This is a genomic window from Sphingopyxis sp. BSN-002 (genome assembly GCF_022024275.1).
Lineage (GTDB): Bacteria > Pseudomonadota > Alphaproteobacteria > Sphingomonadales > Sphingomonadaceae > Sphingopyxis.
In genome coordinates this window covers 3,061,530-3,083,466 of sequence record NZ_CP091804.1, presented here as the reverse complement: position 1 = coordinate 3,083,466, position 21,937 = coordinate 3,061,530, and the positions used below count along the sequence as shown (strand labels likewise).

21 protein-coding genes are annotated in these 21,937 nt (G+C 66.2%); 11 read left to right on the top strand and 10 right to left on the bottom strand.

What is annotated here, in order from left to right; all coding sequences use genetic code 11:
- Positions 1-21 precede the first annotated feature (21 nt).
- Entirely contained in the window at positions 22-813 is a 792-nt protein-coding gene (locus tag L7H23_RS15345; protein ID WP_237836737.1) for a methyltransferase domain-containing protein, read from the top strand.
- On the opposite strand, the gene L7H23_RS15340 is transcribed toward L7H23_RS15345, so the two are convergent.
- Complete coding sequence (locus L7H23_RS15340) at positions 810-1,217, bottom strand: (deoxy)nucleoside triphosphate pyrophosphohydrolase (protein ID WP_237839275.1); 408 nt, start codon at positions 1,215-1,217, stop codon at positions 810-812. The genes L7H23_RS15345 and L7H23_RS15340 overlap by 4 nt on opposite strands.
- 87 nt (positions 1,218-1,304) lie before the next feature.
- Here L7H23_RS15340 and L7H23_RS15335 point away from each other — a divergent pair, with 87 nt between their 5' ends.
- Both L7H23_RS15335 and L7H23_RS15330 read left to right on the top strand, forming a co-directional pair.
- Positions 1,305-1,484, top strand: a complete 180-nt coding sequence (locus L7H23_RS15335) for a Flp family type IVb pilin (RefSeq protein WP_237836736.1) — start codon at positions 1,305-1,307, stop codon at positions 1,482-1,484.
- Positions 1,485-1,621: 137 nt separating this feature from the next.
- Positions 1,622-1,786 (top strand): Flp family type IVb pilin, encoded by a 165-nt coding sequence (locus L7H23_RS15330; protein ID WP_237836735.1) that lies wholly within the window; start codon positions 1,622-1,624, stop codon positions 1,784-1,786.
- A gap of 105 nt (positions 1,787-1,891) precedes the next feature.
- Here the strand turns inward: L7H23_RS15330 and L7H23_RS15325 are convergent, their stop codons facing one another.
- The 4 genes from L7H23_RS15325 to L7H23_RS15310 all read right to left on the bottom strand — a co-directional run bounded on the left by L7H23_RS15325 (position 1,892) and on the right by L7H23_RS15310 (position 7,217).
- Positions 1,892-3,337, bottom strand: a complete 1,446-nt coding sequence (locus tag L7H23_RS15325) for a M48 family metalloprotease (RefSeq protein ID WP_237839273.1) — start codon at positions 3,335-3,337, stop codon at positions 1,892-1,894.
- Between the two features lie 176 nt (positions 3,338-3,513).
- Positions 3,514-4,461, bottom strand: a complete 948-nt coding sequence (locus L7H23_RS15320; protein WP_237836734.1) for an acetyl-CoA carboxylase carboxyltransferase subunit alpha — start codon at positions 4,459-4,461, stop codon at positions 3,514-3,516.
- 9 nt (positions 4,462-4,470) lie between these two features.
- Positions 4,471-5,382 carry a tyrosine recombinase gene (locus L7H23_RS15315; RefSeq protein ID WP_237836733.1) on the bottom strand — a complete coding sequence of 304 codons (912 nt, stop codon included), beginning with the start codon at positions 5,380-5,382 and terminating at the stop codon, positions 4,471-4,473.
- Between the two features lie 20 nt (positions 5,383-5,402).
- Positions 5,403-7,217, bottom strand: a complete 1,815-nt coding sequence (locus L7H23_RS15310) for a hypothetical protein (RefSeq protein ID WP_237836732.1) — start codon at positions 7,215-7,217, stop codon at positions 5,403-5,405.
- A gap of 119 nt (positions 7,218-7,336) precedes the next feature.
- Between L7H23_RS15310 and L7H23_RS15305 the strand changes: the two genes are divergently transcribed.
- Positions 7,337-7,912, top strand: coding sequence for a shikimate kinase (locus L7H23_RS15305; RefSeq protein WP_237836731.1), 576 nt, complete (start codon positions 7,337-7,339; stop codon positions 7,910-7,912).
- Entirely contained in the window at positions 7,900-9,003 is a 1,104-nt protein-coding gene (gene aroB, locus L7H23_RS15300) for a 3-dehydroquinate synthase (RefSeq protein ID WP_237836730.1), read from the top strand. The genes L7H23_RS15305 and aroB overlap by 13 nt, the downstream gene beginning before the upstream one ends.
- On the opposite strand, the gene L7H23_RS15295 is transcribed toward aroB, so the two are convergent.
- The 4 genes from L7H23_RS15295 to radA are packed head-to-tail and all read right to left on the bottom strand — an operon-like array spanning position 9,000 to position 13,218.
- Complete coding sequence (locus L7H23_RS15295; protein ID WP_237836729.1) at positions 9,000-10,877, bottom strand: cation:proton antiporter; 1,878 nt, start codon at positions 10,875-10,877, stop codon at positions 9,000-9,002. The two genes, aroB and L7H23_RS15295, sit on opposite strands and share 4 nt — an antisense overlap.
- Positions 10,874-11,302 (bottom strand): iron-sulfur cluster assembly scaffold protein, encoded by a 429-nt coding sequence (locus L7H23_RS15290; RefSeq protein ID WP_237836728.1) that lies wholly within the window; start codon positions 11,300-11,302, stop codon positions 10,874-10,876. The genes L7H23_RS15295 and L7H23_RS15290 overlap by 4 nt, the downstream gene beginning before the upstream one ends.
- Entirely contained in the window at positions 11,299-11,847 is a 549-nt protein-coding gene (locus tag L7H23_RS15285; RefSeq protein WP_237836727.1) for a CvpA family protein, read from the bottom strand. Before L7H23_RS15285 ends, L7H23_RS15290 begins: the two co-directional genes overlap by 4 nt.
- A gap of 9 nt (positions 11,848-11,856) precedes the next feature.
- Positions 11,857-13,218 carry a DNA repair protein RadA gene (gene radA, locus L7H23_RS15280; RefSeq protein ID WP_237836726.1) on the bottom strand — a complete coding sequence of 454 codons (1,362 nt, stop codon included), beginning with the start codon at positions 13,216-13,218 and terminating at the stop codon, positions 11,857-11,859.
- 131 nt (positions 13,219-13,349) lie between these two features.
- Here radA and fsa point away from each other — a divergent pair, with 131 nt between their 5' ends.
- The 5 genes from fsa (at position 13,350) to L7H23_RS15255 (ending at position 18,194) form a co-directional block, all read left to right on the top strand.
- Positions 13,350-14,003, top strand: coding sequence for a fructose-6-phosphate aldolase (gene fsa, locus L7H23_RS15275; RefSeq protein WP_237836725.1), 654 nt, complete (start codon positions 13,350-13,352; stop codon positions 14,001-14,003).
- A 247-nt stretch (positions 14,004-14,250) separates the two neighbouring features.
- The gene (locus L7H23_RS15270; protein ID WP_237836724.1) at positions 14,251-14,856 is read left to right on the top strand and encodes a hypothetical protein; all 606 of its coding nucleotides are present in this window, start codon (positions 14,251-14,253) and stop codon (positions 14,854-14,856) included.
- Positions 14,857-14,955: 99 nt separating this feature from the next.
- Entirely contained in the window at positions 14,956-15,750 is a 795-nt protein-coding gene (locus L7H23_RS15265) for an enoyl-CoA hydratase-related protein (protein WP_237836723.1), read from the top strand.
- A gap of 2 nt (positions 15,751-15,752) precedes the next feature.
- The gene (locus L7H23_RS15260) at positions 15,753-17,255 is read left to right on the top strand and encodes an acetyl-CoA acetyltransferase (protein WP_237836722.1); all 1,503 of its coding nucleotides are present in this window, start codon (positions 15,753-15,755) and stop codon (positions 17,253-17,255) included.
- 66 nt (positions 17,256-17,321) lie between these two features.
- Complete coding sequence (locus tag L7H23_RS15255) at positions 17,322-18,194, top strand: YwqG family protein (protein WP_237836721.1); 873 nt, start codon at positions 17,322-17,324, stop codon at positions 18,192-18,194.
- A 15-nt stretch (positions 18,195-18,209) separates the two neighbouring features.
- Here the strand turns inward: L7H23_RS15255 and L7H23_RS15250 are convergent, their stop codons facing one another.
- On the bottom strand, positions 18,210-19,709 hold the full coding sequence (locus L7H23_RS15250; RefSeq protein WP_237836720.1) for an aldehyde dehydrogenase family protein: 1,500 nt from the start codon (positions 19,707-19,709) through the stop codon (positions 18,210-18,212).
- Between the two features lie 98 nt (positions 19,710-19,807).
- Between L7H23_RS15250 and acs the strand changes: the two genes are divergently transcribed.
- Positions 19,808-21,772: an acetate--CoA ligase gene (gene acs, locus L7H23_RS15245; protein ID WP_237836719.1), complete on the top strand. Its 1,965-nt coding sequence runs from the start codon at positions 19,808-19,810 to the stop codon at positions 21,770-21,772.
- Positions 21,773-21,937: the final 165 nt, after the last annotated feature.

Sequence of the window (21,937 nt, the reverse complement as noted above, 5' to 3'; positions counted from 1 at the left end):
CACGCGGCACAGCGCGATCGCATGGCAGGCCTTCCGGCCGACGCCAATTTCCTTGCGCCGCTGATCGCCGAGACGCTGCTCGATCGCCTGTCGATGGTTACGCGCGACTTCAGACACATCCTGCTGATCGGCGCTCATGATCCGGCACTGACCGCTCATCTCCGCGCGACCGGGACCCGGCTCACCCTGTTCGAGGCGGGTCCGCGTCTCGCCGCCTCGACCGGCGCGCTCTGCGGGGAGGCCGACAGCATCGACCTGCCGCCCGGCAGTTTCGACCTGATCGTGTGGCCGGGCGGGCTGGAAGCGGTCAACGACGTCCCCGGCGCGCTGGTCCGGATGCGCGCGCTGCTCGCGCCCGACGGATTGCTGCTCGGCGCGTTCGTCGGTGACGGCAGCCTTGCCCGGCAGCGCCGGGCCGTGATGACCGACGGGGTCCGCACGGTCGCGCGCCTCCATCCGCAGATCGACCTGTCGGCGATCGGCAACCTGCTCCAGCGCACGGGGTTCGCCCTGCCGGTGGTCGATGTCGATGCCCTGACCGTTCGCTACGGCGACTGGTTCGCACTCGTTCGCGATCTGCGTGCCGCGGGGTTGTCGTCGCAGCTTGCCCCCGCCCCGCCGCCGCTGACCCGCGAGGAGGCGGCCCGAATCGCTGCGGCCTTCGCGGCGCAGGCCGACCCCGACGGCCGCGTCGCCGAAATTTTCCGGATCGTGCATTTCAGCGGCTGGGCGCCGCACCCCGATCAGCCGCAGCCGGCAAGACGCGGCAGCGGGATGGCCTCGCTCGCCGAGGCGCTGAAACCGAAAACCTAGACCAGCGCTTCCAGCAGGCCGATCAGCGGTTCATCGGCAGGCGGCATGGGAAGGCCGTGCAACTCGACCGGCCGCACCCAGCGCAGCGCGCTTGCATGCTGCGCCACGGGCACGCCTTTCCATTTGCGACAGACGAAAAGCAGAAGCAGCAAATGCTTGTCGCCCAGCGTATCGCTCGCGAAACAGGCCGGCGCGAGACAGCTATGATCGACGTCGATCGCCAGTTCCTCTGCCAGTTCGCGGATAAGGGCCTGTTCGGGCGTCTCGCCGGGCTCGATCTTGCCGCCCGGAAATTCCCAGAGGCCGGCCATCGGCTTGCCTTCCGGCCGCTGCTGCACGAGCAGCCGGCCATCGCGATCGACCAATGCCGCCGCGACGACCGAAAGTGTAGTTTTTGCGGCGATTACAGCCCCCGACACGGACAAATTGTTAACCTTCCTGTGCGACCCTCGCAAGCCTCGGGAACTATAACTTCAGTTAGGGGCGGAACAATGAACAAGTTTCATAAGCTGCTGCGGTCGACCAGGGCCGCTACAGCTGTCGAGTACGGGCTGATCCTGGCCCTTGTATTTCTCACGGCAATCGTTGCGATCTCCGCCGTGGGCACGTCGACCATCAAGATGTGGACGACGGTGTCGGATACATCGACGGCCGCGATGGGCGGACCTTAAGCGTCCTGTTTCGGGACTCGAAAATCCCGAAAACGCAAGCGCCGCCATTAAGATTTTCAAAACCAATTGGCCCTAACTTGCAATTGTTGACCACGACCAGACCGTCAACAGGGTAAGTGATTGTCAGGAGACCAGACATGAAGTTCATCAAAAAGTTCGTTCGCAACACCAAGGCTGCGACCGCCATCGAATACGGCCTGATTGCCGCTCTCATCGCCGTCGCCGGCATCTCGGCCATGACCGCCGTTGGTAAGAGCGTCAGCACGACCTTCAAGGACGTCAACACCGGCCTGCAGCAGTAATCACTGCGCACCGGTCGGGCTCGCCAACGCGAGCTGGCTGAAAATCGAAAGGGCGGTGGATCACTCCACCGCCCTTTCTTTTTGCCTTCGGGCCGCGCGCCGCCGCTATCGCGCCGCGTATACGACGATCTTGACCTTCTGTCCCGGGGTCAGCCGGCTCGACGCGGTCAGCCGGTTGAGCACCTGAAACCGCTCGGTCTGGAAATTGCTGTACGCCATGCGCCGCGCCAGCGTTGCGACCGTATCGCCGCGTCCGACCGTCACGACGTCGATCCGCCGCGGCTTGATCGCCGCCGCTTCGGCCGCACTCAGTCGCCGTACGCTGTTGAACATCGTGTTGAACACGTTTCCGCCGCCCGCCTGCGTCAGGGCAACGAAGTGGAACGCGCTGCCCTTTGAAAACTCATAGGCAAAGACGGTAACATCGACCTGACCCGACTGGGTATTCGCGCGCGCCGTCGAATAATAGGCGGGAATGCCGTTCACCGTCGTGCGCTGAATACTGCCCGGGCTAAGCTGCGCGTTGCCGGCAATCGCCTTGAAAGCCGCGGCGATATAGGCGTTCATATCGCCATTATAGGCCGCGGTCGTGAACTGCGCCTGCCCGCCGTTGCCGCTCACCAGCACCGCGGTCGCGCCATTCTGCATCCCGTAGCCGTTCGGCACCGCGAATTTCAGGCGAAGGTCGGGGTGGAGAAACTCCTGCCCCTCGACCACGCCCTGCGCCGGATCGTCGCCATAGAGCACGCCGTCGACCGAGGCGAGGAACGCATCGGCGTTGCGCACGCCGCCGACGCCGACCTTCGCGGCGAGCGACTGGGCATTTTTCACGCGCGACGCGGGATCGGGGTGCGTGCTCGCCCATTCGGGGATGGCGCGCGCGTCGCCACCCGACACGCGGGCCTCCAGATTGGTCTGGTTGGCAAGGCTGGCGAGCATCGTCGACAGCGCGAGCGGATCGTAACCCGCCTTTTTCAGATACTGGACGCCGAGCTGGTCGGCTTCGAGTTCCTGACTGCGCGAAAATCCCAGGGTCGCGAGCTGCGCCGCCTTCATCGCATTGTTCTGGAGCAGGCCGCCAAGACCGCCGAGCAGTCCGCCATTGTCGCCGATCGCGCCGCCGATCACCGCGCCGAGGACGCCCAGGATCGTATTGCGCGTTGCGGCGGACTGGCGCTTCTTGCTGTGCTGCGCCGCGACGTGGCCGACTTCGTGGCCCAGAACGCCGGCCAGCTCGGCCTCGTCGTTCATCAGCGCCATCAACTGGCGTGTGACATAGACATAGCCGCCGGGGATCGCGAACGCGTTGTTCACCGGCGAGTTGAGCAAGGTCACGGTGAAATCGCTGGGGCTGCGCGACAATCCCGACTGGACCGCAATATTCTGGCCGATGCGGTTTACATAGGCCGCCTGCTGCCCCGCATAGGCACCGCCGAATTCCTGCAGCAACTGCGGATGTGCCTCGTCGCCCTGCTTGCGCTCGGCCGGCGTGATATTGGTCTGGGTCCGGATCGCCTTGAGCTGCGCGTCGGCGACTCCCGAAAGAGCCATACTCGCGGCCAGCATGATCGCCAGCCTGGTCCCCGTTCTTTGCGTCATCTGAATGCGCCTCCCACTTTTTCCGGTCGCAGGGTTAACCCCCGGACGCGATCTGGCAAGCCGTGCCTGAACGACGGCTTGCGATGCTGTGGATTTTGAACGCGATAAAGGCGGATCGGGTTCCGGGGTCAGACCCTGCCCATCGCCAGAAACTTCTCCTCGCGCGCGGTCAGCAGCGCCTCGGCCGGCAGACCGGCAAGCGAATCGAGTTCCTGCGCGATCGCATCGCCGAGCGAACGGATCGCGACCTCGGGTGCGCGGTGCGCGCCGCCAACGGGTTCGGGGACGATGCGGTCGATCACCTTCAGTCCCAGCAGATCCTGCGCCGACATCTTCATGGCCGTCGCGGCATCGGCCGCCTTGTCCGAGGTGCGCCACAGGATCGACGCGCAGCCCTCGGGCGAGATCACCGAATAAACCGCATGTTCGAACATCAGCACGCGGTTCGCTGCGGCAAGCGCGATCGCGCCGCCCGACCCGCCTTCGCCGACGACGGCCGCGACCATCGGGACGCCTAAGGCAAGGCATTGCTCGGTCGAACGCGCGATCGCTTCCGCCTGTCCGCGTTCCTCGGCCTGGATGCCCGGAAACGCACCCGACGTATCGACCAGCGTCACCACCGGCAGTCCGAAACGGTCGGCAAGCTGCATCAGGCGGATCGCCTTGCGATACCCCTCGGGCTTCGCCATCCCGAAATTATGCTTCATGCGCGAGGGAATATCGTCGCCCTTTTCGTGCCCGATCACCATCACACGGCGGCCGCGAAAGCGCGCCAGACCGCCGAGGATCGCCTGATCGTCGGCGAAATTCCGGTCGCCGGCAAGCGGCATCCAGTCGTCGAACAGCCCCGCGACATAATGTTTGAAGTGCGGGCGATCGGGATGGCGCGCGACCTGCGTCTTTTGCCAGGGCGTCAGCTTTGAATAGATTTCGCGCAGCAATTTCGAGGACTTGTCCTCCAGCCGCGCGATGTCGTTGTCGATGTTGAGCGACGGATCGTCGCCCATTTCGCGCAGTTCGGCGATCTGCCGATCGAGCGCCGCGACCTGTTTTTCGAAGTCCAGAAAGGCTGTCATGCGCAGTCGCTAGGACGATGATGTCGCAAGGTCAACGTCGTCGATGCGCGCCAGCGGATGCCGCTTGTTGACCAGCTCGACGAGGCGGCGGCTATCGACATGCGTGTAAATTTCCGTCGTCGCGATGTCGGCATGGCCGAGCATCAGTTGCAGCGCGCGAAGGTCCGCGCCGCCTTCGAGCAGATGCGTCGCGAACGCGTGGCGCAGGACGTGCGGACTGATCGCCGCCGGGTCGATCCCCGCGCGCGCCGCAAGCTCGCGCAGGAGCTGGAACAGGCGAACGCGCGAGAGATGCGCCTTGCCCGAGGGAAAGAGCCACGGCGAACCGTCGGCGAGCAGTGGCAACCATCGGTCGACCGCTTCGCGCGCGCGCTCGGAGAGCGGAACGAGCCGTTCCTTGTCTCCCTTGCCGCGAATGATCAGAAACTCGCGCCCGCCCGTGACCGCCCGGCGCGGAAGCGACACGAGCTCGCTCGCTCGCAGGCCGGAGCCGTATAACAGTTCGAGCAGCAACAGCATTCGCACGGCATTGGCCGGCGGGGTTTCGCCCGCGGCCTCCTCGCTCGCCTGCGCAAACAGCGTTTCGACATGATCGTGCGTCAGGATCCGCGGCAGCGGCCGCCGCGTCGCAGGCCGCGCGATATCGAGCGCGGGGTTGTCGGTCCGGTCGCCCTCGTCGAGCAGAAACGCAAAGAATTGCCGCAAAGCCGACAGCTTGCGCGCTGCACTGCTTGCCGCAAGCGATTGATAATCAGCCATCAATTTGCGCAAATCGTCAGCTTGGGCGTTGCCCAGCGACCCGTGGATCAACTCCGCAGCCTGCTCCAGATCACGGCGGTAAGCGGCCAGCGTGTTGCGCGATGCGCCGCGCTCGGCAGCCATCATCTCGAGGAAGCGGTCGATCAGGCTTCCATCAGGCATGGCCTGACAAATCCTGAACGTCAGACACGCACCAGCGCTTCGGCAGCGATCATCCGCGCTTCGGATCCGAGCCCGACCTGCCGCAGTGCGCGGACGATATGATAGAGGTGATAGGGCGGCAGGTCGGACCATTCGCCCTGCATCCCCGTCGCTGCCAGCAAGGCCACCATGCCGGGTTCGCCCCGCGCCGCGGCATCGTCGATCGCGCGGGTCCAGCGCGTCTGCTTGCCGAGATTGAGGTCGAGATCGCTCGCCGCCGATGCCGCCTGCGACTGATCGAGCCGTCCAAGCCCCGCGAGGCCGGCCACCAGGAATTTCGAGCGCAGATACTGGTCGCTGTCGTCGCTTCCCGAGAAGCTGCCGATATTGCCGGCGCTCACGCCGTTCAGCGGACGCGGCGAGCCCACCGCCAGCACGCCCCATGCGCGGCTGCCGACGCTGATCTTCGGCGCCCAGGCCATGGCATTATTGTCGAAGCCGGCCGCCATCATCGACCCGAGAAGCTGCCACGGATCGTTGCCCACGTCGGTATTCGTCGGCAGTCCCGCCGCGGCGCGCGCGGTCGCGACCATGGCCGCATAATGCTGGACGCGATCCGTTCCCGCGCTCCACAGGCCCTGCATGGCCGAATAGCGATCGGCGCCGCCCGGCGCGCTGAAAGCGTTGCGAAGCCGGTCGATCTGGCCGACGAGCGCCTCGGGCGGCTCCTCCTCGGCCGAGGCGGCGCTCAGCAACGAGACATAGGCTTCGCTCGACAGCACGCCGCGCGCCGCCGCAACGGGTGCCGCCGCGATGCGGTCGGCCATGTCGGTCATCGGCGCAAGGACGGTCCAGCCGCGCATATAGGCCGGTTCGGTCTTGCGGAGGTCGGCGGGAATATCGATCGCCGTCGCGGTCGCCATGCCGAAGCGCCAGCTCGTAAGCTTGTCGACCTTGGTCCATTCGATCGTCGTCGAACGGCGGCCGGCACCGGTCGCGCCCAGCACGCGTTCGGCGAGCAGGATGTCGAAATTGCTGATCCGGCCGCTGGACCTTACGCGGCCGATCGCCCAGCCCGCCGGGCCCGCTTCGCCGGACAGCCCGGCACAGATGCCCGCGGAGAGACGCCACGACTGCTCTTCGCCATGCGCAAGACCTGCCGGCACATAGGGGCAAAGCCCGGCCGGGTCGGCGTTCGCCAGGAACGTCTGCTGCGCGACCTGGACGAGCCGCGGACTTGCCCGGTCATAGTCGACCGACTGGACGATCGACCGTGCTGCGGTCGATTCGCCCATACGGAGCAACAGGCCGGCGCGGTCCGCCGCCAGATCGGCGCCGTTGATCGTGTCCGGCGTGTCGATCGCCGACGACAGTGCGCGGCGAAGCAGTATCTGGCCCCAGCGCGACGCCAGATTGCCGTTCGTCTTGCGCATCAGCGCGGCGGCATATTGCCCGCGCACACCGAACGCGTCGGGCGCGAGCCCGCCGGTCTCCGGCGTCAGCGGGCCGATGCGCGACAGCAGGCGGCGCGCGCCCGGCGGCAGGTCATATTTCAGGCCGCCCGAGGTTTCTTCCTCATCGTCGGCCGCATCATCACCTTCTTCGTCGCTCGCGGCAGTCGTCGTCGGTACGACCGACGGGGGCAGCACGCCGGGCGACGAGCCCGACGAGGACGGCGACGGCGTGGGCGCCGCAGTCGGCGACGGCGTGGGCGAGGATTTCGGGGTCGGGCTCTCGGACGGATTGCCGAATCCTTCGGGGAGCAGCGATTCCTGCGCGAGCGCAGGCAGGACCAGCGCGGCGGCCATGGCGGTGCCCGACATACCGAGCGTCAGCGTCAGCAATTTCTTCGTCATCGCGGGCCGCTTTCGGCGATCTTGTCGGTCACGTCCACCCATATCCTCTGTGCATTGCAGCAAAATGCCCGCAGTAAAGCATTGTCCCGCGCGCCTTCGTCGGTATAGCCGCCCGCACCATGTCACGAAACCCGAAAAGCCCGGCTCCGGCCGCCTCCGGGCCGATCCCCGCCGCGGTTCGCGAGCGATCGATCGTGCTCGTCGGTCTGATGGGGTCGGGCAAGTCGACCATCGGGCGTCGCCTCGCGCAGCGGCTCGGCATGGCCTTCGCCGACGCCGACGACGAGATCGAGCGTGCGGCAGGGATGACGATTTCCGATATTTTCGCGAAGTTCGGCGAGGCGCATTTTCGCGATGGCGAGCGCCGCGTGATCGCCCGGATGCTTGCCGGCAAGCCGCACGTCCTTGCGACGGGCGGCGGCGCCTTCATCAATGACGAGACCCGCGCGCTGATCCTCGCGGACAGTCTCTGCATCTGGCTCGATGCGGATATTCCGACGCTCGTCGAACGTACCGCGCGCCGGAATCACCGCCCGTTGCTGAAGGGTCGCGATGCGGGACAGGTGCTTCGCGAACTCGCCGAGGTCCGCAATCCGATCTATGCCGAGGCGCATATCCGCGTCAGTTCGGCCTCGAGCCCGCACGAGTACACGGTGCGCGCGATACTGGAGGAGCTGGCGCAGTGGAAAGCCTGACCGTCGACCTTGGCAGCCGCAGTTACCCGATCCTGATCGGCGACGGACTGCTTCGCGACATCGGCCGCCATGTCGCGCCGCTGCTCAGGCGTCCGCGCACCTTCATCGTCTCCGACGCCCATGTCGCGGACCATTATCTGGTTGCGCTCGGCGCCTCGCTCGGCGCCGAAAATATCTCCTTCTCCTCGCTCGTGCTCCCGGCGGGCGAGAGCACGAAGAGCTGGACGGGCCTAGCGCGGCTTACCGAATGGCTGATCGGCGAAGGCATCGAACGCAGCGACCATGTCATCGCACTCGGGGGGGGCGTGATCGGCGACCTCGTCGGCTTCGCGTGCAGCATCGTCAAGCGCGGCTGCAACTTCATCCAGGTGCCGACCACCCTGCTCGCACAGGTCGACAGCAGCGTCGGCGGCAAGACCGCGATCAACGTCGAGGCGGGCAAGAATCTGATCGGCGCGTTCCACCAGCCCGCCCTGGTTGTGATCGACCCGACGACACTCGCCACCCTGCCTCGCCGCGAACTGGGGGCAGGCTATGCCGAGGTCGTCAAATACGGGTTGATCGACGACGCGGATTTCTTCGCCTGGTGCGAAGCCAACGGCGCGGCACTGCTCGCGGGCGACGCCGAAGCGCGGCACAAGGCGATCGCACACAGCGTCGCAGCGAAGGCGCGCATCGTCGCCGCCGACGAGCGCGAGACGCAGGACGTGCGGGCGCTGCTCAACCTCGGTCACAGCTTCGGCCACGCGCTGGAGGCAGAGACCGGCTATTCGGACCGGCTGCTCCACGGCGAAGCGGTTGCCGCGGGCATGGTGCTCGCGCATCAATTCTCGGCCGCCAACGGGCTTTGCCCAGCCGAAGATGCGGCACGCGTGCGCGATCATCTGGCCAGCGTCGAGCTGCCGCACAGTCTTGCCAGCGCCGGGATCAACACCGGCGGCGCGGCGCTCGCGGCGCATATGGCGCACGACAAGAAGGTGCGCGGCGGCAAGCTGCCGCTGATCCTGACCCGCGGCATCGGCCAGAGCTTCGTCACCGACGAATACAGCTTGGATACGGTCGCCGAGTTTCTCGACGGACAGCGCGGCTAGGCCGCCTCTTCAGCCTCGGTTTCCTCGCGCGCGCGCTTCGCGGCCTGCCGCCGTTCGCGCAGCGCCTCGAGCACGCTCGACGCCTGCCGCCCGCCGCCCGCGACGAACCGATGCTCGCGGCCCGCAGCGATGTCGCCCTCGCTGATCTGCATGTCGAGGCGTTCGGCGTCGAGCTGGCGCAGCGCGGTTTCGACATCCTCGATCTCGCGCGGTTCGACCTCGAGCTGGCGCAGCGCCATCAGGCCGAGCGCGATCGAGCTTTCGAATACCTCGCGCACCGCGCCCGCGGTCCCCGCCCCGTCGACCGCGAGAAGCTGGCGACGGTCGAATACGCGGGTCAGCACGCGCGCATTGGGAAACGCCTCGACGATCGGCGCGAGTGCGGCCGCGTCGATCGTCCGGTCGTCGGTGCAGAAGACGATCAGCCGCGCCTCCTCGGCGCCCGCGCGCCGCAGCACATCGATGCGCAGCCCGTCGCCGAAATAGACCTTGGTATCGAAGCGGCCCGACAGCTCGATCTGGCTCGGCTTCTTGTCGATCAGCGTTACCGAACAGTCGACCGCATGCAGCATCTGCGCGACGATCTGGCCGAAGCGACCATAGCCGATGACGATCGACGAGCCGCGCGGCGCATTTTCGGGATCGTCGAGGTCGGCGTCGACGCTCGGCGAGAATTCGAGGTTGCGCGCGAAGAGCATCAGGAACGGCGTCGTCATCATCGACAGCGTCACGACTGCGCTGAACAGGCTCGCCGCCTGCGGTGCGACGAGCAGCGCGTCGGCCGCCTGCGTGAAGAGCAGGAAACCGAATTCACCGCCCTGACTCAGCAGCAGACCCAGGCCCAGCGCCATGTTCCACGGCTTGCCGAACAGGCGGACAAGCACGGTCAGCACGGCCACCTTCACCACCACGACCATCGCCGCGAGCGACACGACCAGCATCGGCTTTTCGGCAACGACACTGACGTCGAGCACCATACCGACCGCAAGGAAGAAAAGGCCCAGAAGCACGAGACGGAAGGGCTCGATATCGGCCTCGATCTCGTGCCGGTACGGCGAGTCCGCCAGCATCATGCCGGCCACGAACGCGCCAAGTGCGGTCGACAGGTGGAGGCTGTGCATGAACGCGGCGCTCGCCAGCACGGCCAGCAGCCCCACGACAACGAACAGCTCGCGCTCGCCATAGCGGCCGATCAGCCGAAGCAGCGGATTGACGACGAAGCGGCCGACCAGCACCAGCACGGCGATCGCGCCGACCGTATAGAGCGCCATCTGCCATCCCGGTGGCGCCGCCGGGTCGGCAGGCGCGCGCGACAGTGCGGCGATGATCGTGATCATCGGGACGATCGCCAGATCCTGGAACAGCAGGACCGAAAAGGCCTTTTCGCCAAAGGGCGAATTGATCCGTCCCGAGCTTTTGAGGCTCGGCAACACCTGCGCGGTCGACGAGAGCGCGAGCGGCAGCCCCAGCGCGAGCGCCGCCTGCCAGCTGAAGCCGAGCGTCGCAAAAATCAGCGCCGCGAGGATCAGTCCCGACACCACGACCTGCGCGAGCCCGAGACCGAAAATCGCCTTGCGCATCTCCCACAATCGTCGCGGATGGAGTTCGAGACCGACGAGGAACAGCAGGAAGGCGATGCCGATCTCGGCAAAGGCGAGCTTGGATTCCCCGCCGCCGACGAGACCCAGCCCATAGGGTCCGACGAGCGCGCCCGCGATCAGATAGCCAAGCACCGCGCCGAGCCCGAGGCGGCGGAAAATCAGGACGAACAGCGTCGCGACCCCCAGCAGGATCGCGCCCTCCAGCAGCACCGCGTCGGTTGCAGTCTCCGCCGCAACCTCCGTGGCTGCCGCGGTCAGGACGGCAAGGTTCATGCCGCGTCCGCCCGGTCTTCGAGCGCGGCAACAGCGGCGTCGAAGGGCAGCAGGATCGCCCCGTGGCGTGCCGGGTAATCGCGCGCGGCGGCGAGCAGGTCGAAGCCCGGCCACGCGGGTGCCTCGCCCTCGCCCCTGAACCACGCCGCGATCGCGTCGCGTGCGGTCCGGATTTCGGTGAGCCCCTGTCCCGGCGCGTGCCGGGCGAGCAAGGCGGCCGACGCCTGACCGAGTGCGCAGGCCTCGACGTGCAGGCCGATGCCCGTCACGCCGCCATCCGCTTCGGTATCGAGGTCGAGAATGATCGCACTCCCGCAGAGCGGCGCACGCACCGACACGCGATGATGCGGCGCCTCGAGTGGCGGGAAATCCGCGGTCGCGACTGCAAGCGACAGGATGTCGCGGTTATAGAGCGCGGCGCTCATTTCGGCGTCGCGGGAGCCGCGCCTTCGCTTTCGGCGGCGCGCGCCTCGGCGCGGCGGTCGGCAATGACCTTGCTCAGCGCCGAGCTCGTCGCATTGAGCGCGGGATAGGTGCGGCTATCGGCCATCCACGCGGGGCGCTGCGCATTGCCATAGCCGATGTCATAGAGGAGCGTGACAAGCATGAAGCCGATGGTCGCGATGATCAGCCCCTTGACCGCTCCGAAACCCGCACCGAGCCCGCGGTCGAAACCGCCGACGATCGACGCGCGGCTCCGCTGCCCCATCGCACGCGAACCCCATTTCGTAATCGCGAAAACCCCGCCGAACAGGACCACGAACGCCAGCATCGCCGCGCCCCCGGGCGCCTCGATCCATTTTGACAGCAGGTCTGTCGTCATCCCGTGAAAGAAACGCACCGCGGCGATCGCGAGCACCCAGGCGAGCAGGCTTGTTACCTCCTGCACCAGCCCCCGCGAAAAGCCGAGCACCGCGCTGCCGCCGATCAGCGCCAGCACGAGAATATCCATAGCCGTCAAACTACCCATAAGGGCGAGCTAGTCGCGACCGAGCATCAGGTCAACGAGTTCGCCGAGACGTCCGAAGCCATTTACCCCGATCCCGTTCACAGGCTTCATACCCTTCGGCCCCCAGCCCTTTGAAAAGCCGAGCTTCGCGGACTCCCGAAGGCGGAGTGCATCGTGCGAGACGGGACGAACCTCGCCCGAAAGCGACAGCTCGCCAAAGACGATCGCGTCGGACGGCACCGGCCGCTCGCTGAACGCCGAAATCAGTGCGGCCGCGACCGCGAGATCGGCCGCGGGATCGGTCAGCCGATAGCCGCCCGCGATGTTGAGATAGACTTCGGCGCCGCCCATCTGGAGTCCGCAGCGCGCCTCCAGCACCGCAAGCACCATCGCAAGCCGGCCGCTGTCCCAACCGACGACCGCACGCCGCGGCGTCGCGCCGCTCGCGAGGCGCACGGTGAGCGCCTGCACTTCGACGAGCACCGGACGCGTGCCCTCCAATGCAGGGAACACCACCGACCCCGGCACGTCGCGGCTGCGATCGGTCAGGAACAGGCTCGACGGGTTGGAGACTTCGCCCAGCCCCTCTTCGCCCATCGCGAACACGCCGATCTCGTCGGTACCGCCGAAGCGGTTCTTCACCGCGCGGAGGATCCGGTACTGGTGGCTGCGCTCGCCCTCGAACGCCAGCACGGTATCGACCATATGTTCGAGGACGCGCGGTCCTGCGATCGTTCCGTCCTTGGTGACATGCCCGACCAGCACAATCGCCGCGCCGCTGTCCTTGGCATAGCGGATCAGTTCCTGCGCGCTCGCACGAACCTGGCTGACCGTGCCGGGCGCGCTGTCGATCAGGTCGCTGTGCATGGTCTGGATCGAATCGATCACGACGAAATCGGCGGTCCGGCTGTCGAGCGTCGCGAGGATGTCGCGCACCGAGGTCGCACTGGCGAGCGCGACCGGCGCATCGCCGAGCCCCAGCCGCTGCGCCCGCAGCCGCACCTGCCCCGCCGCTTCCTCGCCGCTGATATAGACGACCGACTTGCCCGATTTCGCGAGCCGCCCCGCGGCCTGCAGCAGCAAGGTCGACTTGCCGATCCCCGGATCGCCGCCGATCAGCGTCGCCGATCCCGCGACGAATCCGCCGCCGAGCGCGCGGTCGAACTCGGCGATGCCGCACAGCATCCGTTCGGGCATCGGACTATGTTCGTCGAGCGTTTCGAGCGCGAGCGTCCGGCCGCCCTTGCTGAGGTCGTGCTTCGCCGAAAAGGCGGTCTCGCCCGCTTCCTCGACGAGCGTGTTCCACTCGTTGCAATCGGCGCATTGCCCCTGCCACCGATACGAGACCGATCCGCAATTCTGGCAGACATATTGACGCTTCGCTTTGGCCATGCCGATCGCATAATCGGAACAAAGACGGAACGCCAGCGCTTTCCGGAAATGCGGACGGTTCATATTTGGCGCGCGCTGTTCTAGGGCGGGAACCGATCCGAATCACCCTGCCCGCAAGGAAGCCCCGCGCCATGAAATTCTTCGCCGACACCGCCGAAATCGCCGACATCCAGGAACTCGCCGCGACCGGCCTGCTCGACGGCGTCACGACGAACCCGTCGCTGATCGCCAAGTCGGGCCGCGACTTCAAGGAAGTGACAAAGGAAATCTGTGCGCTGACCACCGGCCCGGTGTCGGCCGAAGTCGTCGCGCTCGACCATGCGACGATGATGAAGGAGGCCGAAATCCTCCGCAAGATCGCCGACAATGTCTGCATCAAGGTGCCGCTGACGATCGACGGGCTCAAGACCTGCAAGGCGCTGACCAGCGACGGCACGATGGTCAATGTCACGCTCTGTTTCTCGGCCGCACAAGCACTGCTCGCGGCGAAGGCCGGCGCGACCTTCGTCTCGCCCTTCGTCGGCCGCCACGACGACAATGGTTTCGACGGCATGCAGCTGATCGCCGACATCCGGCTGATCTACGACAATTACGCCTATGAAACCGAAATCCTCGTCGCGAGCGTCCGCCACGGTATCCATGTGCTCGAAGCCGCGAAGATCGGCGCCGACGTGATGACCGCACCGCCGTCGGTCATCAAGGGCCTCTTCAAGCACATCCTGACCGAAAAGGGCATCGAGGGCTTCCTTGCGGATTGGGCGAAGACCGGGCAAACCATTGCTTGAGCCAGCAATTTCCGGCCGCTGAGTGGCAAACGCCTTTACAGCAGATTGGCTCGCGGACGGATGTGACTGATTTGCATCGGGGGAAAAGACAATGGTTCGCTGCCTGCGTGTTCTCGCAGCCATAGCTGTAACGGGACTGTCACCCCTACCCGCGCTTGCGCAAGTTGTACCCGCGGCCACTGTGAAGACGCCTTCCCATGAGGAGGCGGCTCGGGATTTGGCAACGACCCTGTTCAGCAAGAGCCGAATGGAGAAGTTCATCGAACCGACGGTCGACTTCCTGATCGATCGCCTGCTCGCGTCCGATCCTGTGGCAGCTGATCTGAATCGACAATATCCGGGACTTGATCAGGCGCTTCGCAACTCGTTGCGGCCCATTCTTCAGGACGACCTGGATCATCGCTATCCACAATATGTGACGATGCTTACCGAGCTTTACGCAAGTCGGCTCTCCACGGCCGAGATCGGACAGGTCAAGATTTTCCTGACTGGGGAGGTCGGACAGATCCTTCTGGGAGTATGGGCGGATACCTTGGCATCGCACGCGGCGGTGACCGCGCAGTATAACGAACCGGGCAACGACGGCGGACCTACGCAGGCACAAAGATCCGAAGGCGCGAAAACGGCCCTCCAGAGAATGTCGACGAGGCAACTCAATGACCTGAAACGTTTTTTCGAATCCCCGGCTGGGCAAAAGTTTCAGGCCAGCGATCTGGAAAAGAAGGCGATCGAAGAGAAGTGGATTGTCGATAGCGCATCCCCTGATCTGGTAGAACGGGTCGATCGCGCGATGACTGCAGCGGCCGAAGCGCATATTGCGAGCGCTGGCGCGGACGGCTCGTTGACACAATAGCGATGCAGAGGCTCCCTCACGGGCATCTGCATCGAAGTCTTTCCAGTTGACGTAAACGTCAAGTCATCGCGATACTCGCCCGAAAGGGAGAGATTCGCGATGACCGACACCACCATCCTCACCGAACGCCGCGGCCATGTCCTGATCGTCACGATCAACCGGCCCGACGCGCGCAACGCCGTCAACGCCGCGGTCCATGTCGGTATCGGCACCGCGCTCAAGGAAGCGGAAAGCGATCACGACATCCGCGCCGTCGTGATCACCGGCGCGGGCGAAAAGAGCTTCTGCGCCGGCGCCGACCTTGTCGCACTGTCGCGTGGCGAGAGCCTCTATCCTTCCGACAAGGTGCAGCAGGAATGGGGCTTTGCGGGCATGGTCTCGCACCCCATCTCGAAACCCATCATTGCCGCCGTCAACGGCTTCGCCTTTGGCGGCGGCTGCGAGATCGCGCTGATGAGCGACATCATCGTCGCCGCCGACCATGCGCAATTCGGCCTGCCCGAGGTCAAGGTCGGGCTGTTCGCCGCAGCGGGCGGCGCCTTCCGTCTTGCCCAACAACTGCCGCGCAAGCTCGCGATGGAATATATGCTGACCGGCGACCCGATCCCCGCCGCGCGCGCCGCCGAATTCGGCCTTGTGAACCATGTCGTGCCGCTCGCCGACCTGATGCCGACCGCGATCGCGCTGGCCGAAAAGATCGCCGGTAATGCGCCGCTGTCGGTGCAGGCGTCGAAGCGCGTCGCGCTCGGCATCGCCGACGGCCGGATCGCCGCCGACGCACCCTATTGGGAACATAACACCCGCGAGCGCAGCGTGCTGATGCGCAGCGAGGACGCACGCGAAGGCCCGCTCGCCTTCGCGCAGAAGCGCAAGCCCGAGTGGAAGGCGCGCTGAGGATGGCGATGACCGATCCCGAGCGCATTCCCGTCATCATCGGCGTCGGGCAGGTCAACGACCGCCCCGACGACCCCGATCAGGGGCTGGATTCGCTCGGGCTGATGGTCGCGGCGCTGCAAGTCGCGGCGGAAGATGCAGGCGTATCGCTGACCGAAATCGACAGCCTCGCGATCGTCGACCAGATCAGCTTCCACAGTCTCGGCAAGCTCCCCGAACCGCTCGCCGCCGCGATCGGCGCCAGCCCCGCGATCAATTACCAGTCCGCCGCACCGCATGGCGATACGCCGGTGCGCCTGCTCAACGAAGCCGCGAACCGTATCGGCGCGGGCGAGGTCAAGCTCGCCGCCATCGTCGGCGCCGAAGCGCTGCGCACCGCAGCGGGCCGCGCCGCCAAGGCGGCGAGCGGCGAGGACAAGAGCTATAATGCTATCCGCAAGGTCGCGACGCGGCGCGAACCCAATTATGCCCAGCTTCATGGCCTCGCCGCCCCCGTCGACGTCTATCCGCTCTACGAAAATGCGACGCGCGCGGCGTGGGGGCAGAGCCTGACCGAGGCACAGGCCGAAAGCGCCGAAATCTGGTCGCGCTTCTCCGAGGTTGCTGCCGCGAACGACGGTGCGTGGATCCGCAAGCCCGCGAGCCCCGCCGACATCCTCAACGTCGACGAGCGCAACCGCCCGATCGCTTTTCCCTATTCGAAGCTGATGGTCGCCAATTCGTCGGTCAATCAGGGCGCGGGCTTCCTCGTCGCCAGCCTCGCCGAGGCGCGGCGCCGTGGCATTGCCGAAGACCGTCTCATTTATGTCGGCATGGGCGCCGCGGCGAAAGAGCCCGCAAGCATCCTCCACCGCGACCGCTACGATGGCAGCGTCAGCATGGAGACGTCGATCAATCGCACGCTCGATCTCAACGGCATGACCGTCGCCGATTTCGACTGCGTCGAACTCTACAGCTGCTTCCCGTGCGTCCCCAAAATGGCGCGCCGCACCCTCGGCTGGCCGGTCGACAGGCCCGCTACCGTGTTCGGCGGCCTGACCTTCGGCGGCGGCCCGATCGCCAACTATATGAGCCACGCGATCGTCTCGATGGTCGGGAAGCTGCGCAATGAAGGGCGCTACGGCTTCCTCTTCGCCAATGGCGGCTTCGCGACCGACAATCATTGCATCGTGCTGGGAAGCGAACCGATCGCGGCCGCAAGCTTCCCGCAGGACTTCGACTATCAGGCTGAAGCCGAAGCGAAGCGCGGGCCGGTGCCCGAACTGGTCGAGGATTATGCCGGCCCTGCGACGGTTGAAAGCTACACGATCTTCTATGGTCGCGACGGCGCGCCGAAAGCTGGCGTGATTGCTGCGCGGACACCCGAAGGCCAGCGCACGCTGGCATATGTGGACGTCGCGGATCCCGCGATGCTCGCCTTTCTCACCGACGGCAGAGTCGAACCGGTCGGCACGTCGGGGCGGATCGTTGCACTGGAAGAAGGCTTCGGTTGGCGCGCGGCCTGAGCTGCCGATTATGACGTGCGCTGAAACGGCTCGCCCTCAGCACCGTCGACCATTATGGTCGAGCGCATGAAAAACCCCTTCGTCCGGCTGGCGTTCGGCGCGGCCATCATGAGCATTTTCGGATGCACGGCACCGACCCGCGCCGAACCGGCGATGGAGGAGTTGCTGCGCGATCCCGTCGTCGCCGAATTTGCCGCGTGGCAGAAGGACCATAGCCTTCCGGCCATCGATCTCGAACCGGCCGGCCCGGCCCCCTCGACACCCGGAGGCACCCGTATCGGCGGCCCGGTCTGGCTTGCCGCAGGCGAAGCCTGGCCCGCCGACGCCGACGGGCAGCCGATGTCCTTTCTCGCACAGGTCGACTTTGCCGAGCTTCCCCCGCTGCCCGACTATCCGGCCAGTGGCGTCCTGCAATTCTTTATCGCGCGCGACGACCTGTACGGCGCGAATTTCGAGAAGCCCGAGGCCGGAAAGTTCCGCGTCATCTGGCGCGAAAAAATGGACGGGCCCGGAAAACTGTACAGCGGAACGCCGCGCGGTGACCGCGGAATCGACGACTATTCCCCGCTGAACGACGATACCGTCCTGCGGGGGATCGCGCTGAAGGCCGAACGCGTCGAGCAGGTGCCCTCGGTCGAGTCGTGGCTGGCCGAAAGGGATATGAAAGCGGCGCTCGAGAGCGACAGCGTCTACAAATTTGCCGACAAGCAATATGAGACGACCCCGCAGCGCCATCATGTCGGCGGCCACCCCGGCTTCACCCAGTCGGACTGGCGGGCCGACAAGCCCTATCAGGACGTCGATCGCGTCCTGATCAACCTGTGGAGCGACGACCACATCATGTGGGGCGACATGGGGCAGGGCCAGTTCATGATCCGGCGCGAAGACCTGCTCAAGCGCGACTTCAGCAAGGTCTTCTATCAGTGGGACTGCTACTGACGGGCGGCACAGCCCTCAGATGTCGAACGAAACCCCCTGCGCCAGCGGCAGTGCGTCCGAATAGTTCACCGTGTTCGTCGCGCGGCGCATATATTGGCGCCACGCGTCCGAACCGCTTTCGCGCCCGCCGCCGGTCTCCTTTTCGCCGCCGAACGCGCCGCCGATCTCGGCGCCGCTCGTGCCCAGATTGACGTTCGCGATGCCGCAATCGCTCGCGGCAAGAAAGCGCTCGGCCTCGCGCATGTCGGTGGTGAAGATCGCCGACGACAGGCCGGCCGCCACGTCGTTATGCAGCCCGATCACAGCGTCGAGGTCGTAATAGCGCATGACATAGAGGATCGGCGCAAAGGTCTCCTCCAGCACCGGCCCGACCTGCCCCGGCATTTCGACGAGCGCCGGCCTTACATAGAAGCTGGCGCCATCGCCGACGCGGTCGCCGCCATGCACGATGCCACCGGCCGCCCTGGCAGCGGCCAGCGCTTCCTGCATCATCTCGTATGCGGCGCGGTCGATAAGCGGGCCGACGAGCACTTCGCCCTCCAGCGGATTGCCGACGCCGACGCTGGCATAGGCCGCCTTCAGCTTCGCGACGAAACCGTCATGGATGCTGTCGTGCAGGAACAGCCGCCGCGTCGTGGTGCAGCGCTGTCCCGCGGTCCCCATCGCCCCGAAGGCGACACCGCGCAGCGCGAGATCGAGGTCGGCCGACGGCGCGACAATCACGCCGTTATTGCCGCCGAGTTCGAGGATCGCGCGCGCGAAGCGCTGCGCGAGCCGCGGCGCAACCGCGCGGCCCATGCGCGTCGACCCGGTTGCCGAAACGAGAGCGACGCGCGGATCGTCGACCAGCGCCTCGCCCGCTTCGCGCCCGCCGATCAGCAGTTGCGACAGCCCCGCCGGCGCATCGCCGAAACGCGCAACAGCCCGCTCGAAAATCGCCTGTGTCGCCAAGGCGGTCAGCGGCGTCTTTTCGGACGGCTTCCACACGACGCTGTTGCCGCACACGAGCGCGAGCGCCGCATTCCATGCCCACACCGCGACCGGGAAATTGAACGCCGAAATCACACCGACGACGCCGAGCGGGTGCCAGACCTCCATCATCCGGTGCCCCGGCCGCTCGGTCGCGATGGTCAGGCCGTAAAGCTGGCGCGAGAGGCCCACGGCGAAGTCGCAGATGTCGATCATTTCCTGCACTTCGCCCGCGCCTTCGGACGGGATCTTGCCCGCCTCGATCGTCACCAGCTTCGCCAGATCGTCCTTCGCGGCGCGCAGCTCCTCTCCGAACAGGCGGACGAGCTCGCCGCGGCGCGGCGCGGGGACATTGCGCCAGGCACGGAACGCCGCGGTCGCCTGCCCGAGCACCGCGTCGATCGCCGCGGCATCGACGATCTGCACCTGCCCCAGCTGCTCGCCCGTCAGCGGCGTCACCGCGGGCATCGACCCGTCGATCCATGCGGTGCGATCGACGCCGAGTGTGTCGAGAAGCGAGGCGACCTCCTGGCCCAATATCGTCATTCTATGTCCCTTCACCGGCGCGAGCGCGCCCTTGCAGTTTGTGGCTCGCGGGTTATCGCAGCCAGCAAGCGAGTCAAATCGAAAGCGGGAGAATCAGCGTGTCCGACCTACCCCCCTCCGAACCGCTGGTTCCCGTCCCCGCCGACGCCGCCGCGAACACACATTGCACCGCCGCCGATTACGACCGGCTCTATGCGCAGAGCGTCGACGACCCCGACGCCTTCTGGGCCGAACAGGCAAAGCGCGTCGACTGGGTCCAGGCGCCGACGAAGATCGGCAACTGGTCGTACGACCCGGTCGAGATCAAATGGTTTGAGGACGGCGTCCTCAACCTCTGCCACAACGCGATCGATCGCCACGTCGCGGCGGGCCATGGCGAGCGCACCGCGATCATCTTCGAACCCGACGCGCCCGATGGCGAGACGCGGACGATCAGCTATGCCGCGCTGCTCGCCGACGTCATCCGCATGGCGAACACGCTGAAGAAAATGGGCGTCCGGAAGGGCGACCGCGTCACCATCTATATGCCGATGATCCCCGAGGGCGCGGTCGCGATGCTCGCCTGCGCGCGCATCGGCGCGGTGCACAGCGTCGTCTTCGGCGGCTTCTCGCCCGAGGCAATCCACGGCCGCATCGAGGATTGCGCGAGCGACTGGGTGATCTGCGCCGACGAGGGCCTGCGCGGCGGCAAGACCGTTCCCTTGAAGGCCAATGTCGACAAGGCGCTCGAGCGCGTCGAGGTGAAGGCGGTGCTCGTCATCGCTCACACCGGCGGCGATGTCGCGATGAAGGAAGGCCGCGATCACTGGTACGACGCACTGTCGGCCGATGTCGCCAGCGACTGCCCGTGCGAGCCGATGGGCGCCGAGGATCCACTCTTCATCCTCTATACGTCAGGCTCGACCGGCAAGCCGAAGGGCGTGCTCCACACCGTCGGCGGCTACAGCGTCTGGACCGCCACGACCTTCTGGTATGGCTTCGACTATCGCCCGGGCGAGGTCTTCTGGTGCAGCGCCGACATCGGCTGGGTCACCGGCCATAGCTATGTCGTCTATGGCCCGCTCCAGAACGGCGCGACCAGCCTGATGTTCGAGGGCATCCCCAACTATCCCGACCACGACCGCTTCTGGCAGGTCGTCGACAAGCATCGGGTCAACATCCTCTACACCGCCCCCACCGCGATCCGTGCGCTGATGCGCGAGGGCGACGACTATGTGACGCGCCACGACCTGTCGTCGATCCGCCTGCTCGGCAGCGTCGGCGAACCGATCAACCCCGAGGCGTGGCGCTGGTATCACCAGACCGTCGGCAAGGGCCGTGTGCCCGTCATCGACACCTGGTGGCAGACCGAAACCGGCGGGATCATGATCACCACGCTGCCGGGAGCGCACGCGATGCAGCCGGGGAGCGCGGGCAAGCCCTTCTTCGGCGTCCGCCCCGAACTCGTCGATGCCGAAGGCCATACGCTGGTCTGCGAAGAAACCGGCGGCGCGGCCGAGGGCAATCTCTGCATCACCCATAGCTGGCCCGGGCAGGCGCGGACGATCTACGGCGATCATGGCCGCTTCGCCGAGACCTATTTCTCGACCTACAAGGGCAAATATTTCACCGGCGACGGCTGCCGCCGCGATGCCGACGGATACTGGCGGATCACCGGCCGCGTCGACGACGTCATCAACGTCTCGGGCCATCGCATGGGCACCGCCGAGGTCGAAAGCGCGCTCGTGCTGCACGAGGATGTCGCAGAAGCCGCGGTCGTCGGCTTCCCGCACGACATCAAGGGTCAGGGCATCTACGCCTATGTCACGCTCAACGCCGGCGTCGAAGCGAGTGACGCGATCGTCGCGGCGTTGAAACAGCAGGTGCGCAAGGAAATCGGCCCGATCGCAACCCCCGACCATATCCACCTGACCCCCGCGCTCCCCAAGACGCGCTCGGGCAAGATCATGCGCCGCATCCTGCGCAAGATCGCCGAGAATGATTTCGGGTCGCTCGGCGACACGTCGACGCTTGCCGATCCGAGCCTCGTCGACGGGCTGATCGAGGGGCGGAAGAACAGATAGGCCGTATCATTCTTTGGTATGATTGAACGCGCGGCCGCGGCGCACCATATAGGGAGCGCCCCCGAGTTCCGGCCGCCTTCCCCCCTCCCTGCGGCCGGAGCAACAAGGCCCGGAAGGTCCCGCACCTTCCGGGCCCTCCCTTTCCGGAAATCCGGCGCAAACCTC

Coding starts and splice junctions, on each gene's coding strand:
- L7H23_RS15325 (WP_237839273.1), bottom strand. CDS start 3,337: ATGGCTCTTTCGGGAGTCGCCGACGCGCAGCTCAAGGCGATCCGGACC.
- L7H23_RS15330 (WP_237836735.1), top strand. CDS start 1,622: ATGAAGTTCATCAAAAAGTTCGTTCGCAACACCAAGGCTGCGACCGCC.
- L7H23_RS15310 (WP_237836732.1), bottom strand. CDS start 7,217: ATGACGAAGAAATTGCTGACGCTGACGCTCGGTATGTCGGGCACCGCC.
- L7H23_RS15290 (WP_237836728.1), bottom strand. CDS start 11,302: ATGAGCGCCGCGCTCTATAACCGCGACATCCTGTCGCTTGCAGTCGCG.
- L7H23_RS15270 (WP_237836724.1), top strand. CDS start 14,251: ATGGAGAAGTTCATCGAACCGACGGTCGACTTCCTGATCGATCGCCTG.
- L7H23_RS15345 (WP_237836737.1), top strand. CDS start 22: ATGGCAGGCCTTCCGGCCGACGCCAATTTCCTTGCGCCGCTGATCGCC.
- L7H23_RS15250 (WP_237836720.1), bottom strand. CDS start 19,709: ATGACGATATTGGGCCAGGAGGTCGCCTCGCTTCTCGACACACTCGGC.
- L7H23_RS15320 (WP_237836734.1), bottom strand. CDS start 4,461: ATGACAGCCTTTCTGGACTTCGAAAAACAGGTCGCGGCGCTCGATCGG.
- L7H23_RS15285 (WP_237836727.1), bottom strand. CDS start 11,847: ATGGGTAGTTTGACGGCTATGGATATTCTCGTGCTGGCGCTGATCGGC.
- radA (WP_237836726.1), bottom strand. CDS start 13,218: ATGGCCAAAGCGAAGCGTCAATATGTCTGCCAGAATTGCGGATCGGTC.
- L7H23_RS15315 (WP_237836733.1), bottom strand. CDS start 5,382: ATGCCTGATGGAAGCCTGATCGACCGCTTCCTCGAGATGATGGCTGCC.
- L7H23_RS15260 (WP_237836722.1), top strand. CDS start 15,753: ATGGCGATGACCGATCCCGAGCGCATTCCCGTCATCATCGGCGTCGGG.
- L7H23_RS15295 (WP_237836729.1), bottom strand. CDS start 10,877: ATGAACCTTGCCGTCCTGACCGCGGCAGCCACGGAGGTTGCGGCGGAG.
- fsa (WP_237836725.1), top strand. CDS start 13,350: ATGAAATTCTTCGCCGACACCGCCGAAATCGCCGACATCCAGGAACTC.
- L7H23_RS15305 (WP_237836731.1), top strand. CDS start 7,337: ATGTCACGAAACCCGAAAAGCCCGGCTCCGGCCGCCTCCGGGCCGATC.
- L7H23_RS15265 (WP_237836723.1), top strand. CDS start 14,956: ATGACCGACACCACCATCCTCACCGAACGCCGCGGCCATGTCCTGATC.
- L7H23_RS15255 (WP_237836721.1), top strand. CDS start 17,322: ATGAAAAACCCCTTCGTCCGGCTGGCGTTCGGCGCGGCCATCATGAGC.
- L7H23_RS15335 (WP_237836736.1), top strand. CDS start 1,305: ATGAACAAGTTTCATAAGCTGCTGCGGTCGACCAGGGCCGCTACAGCT.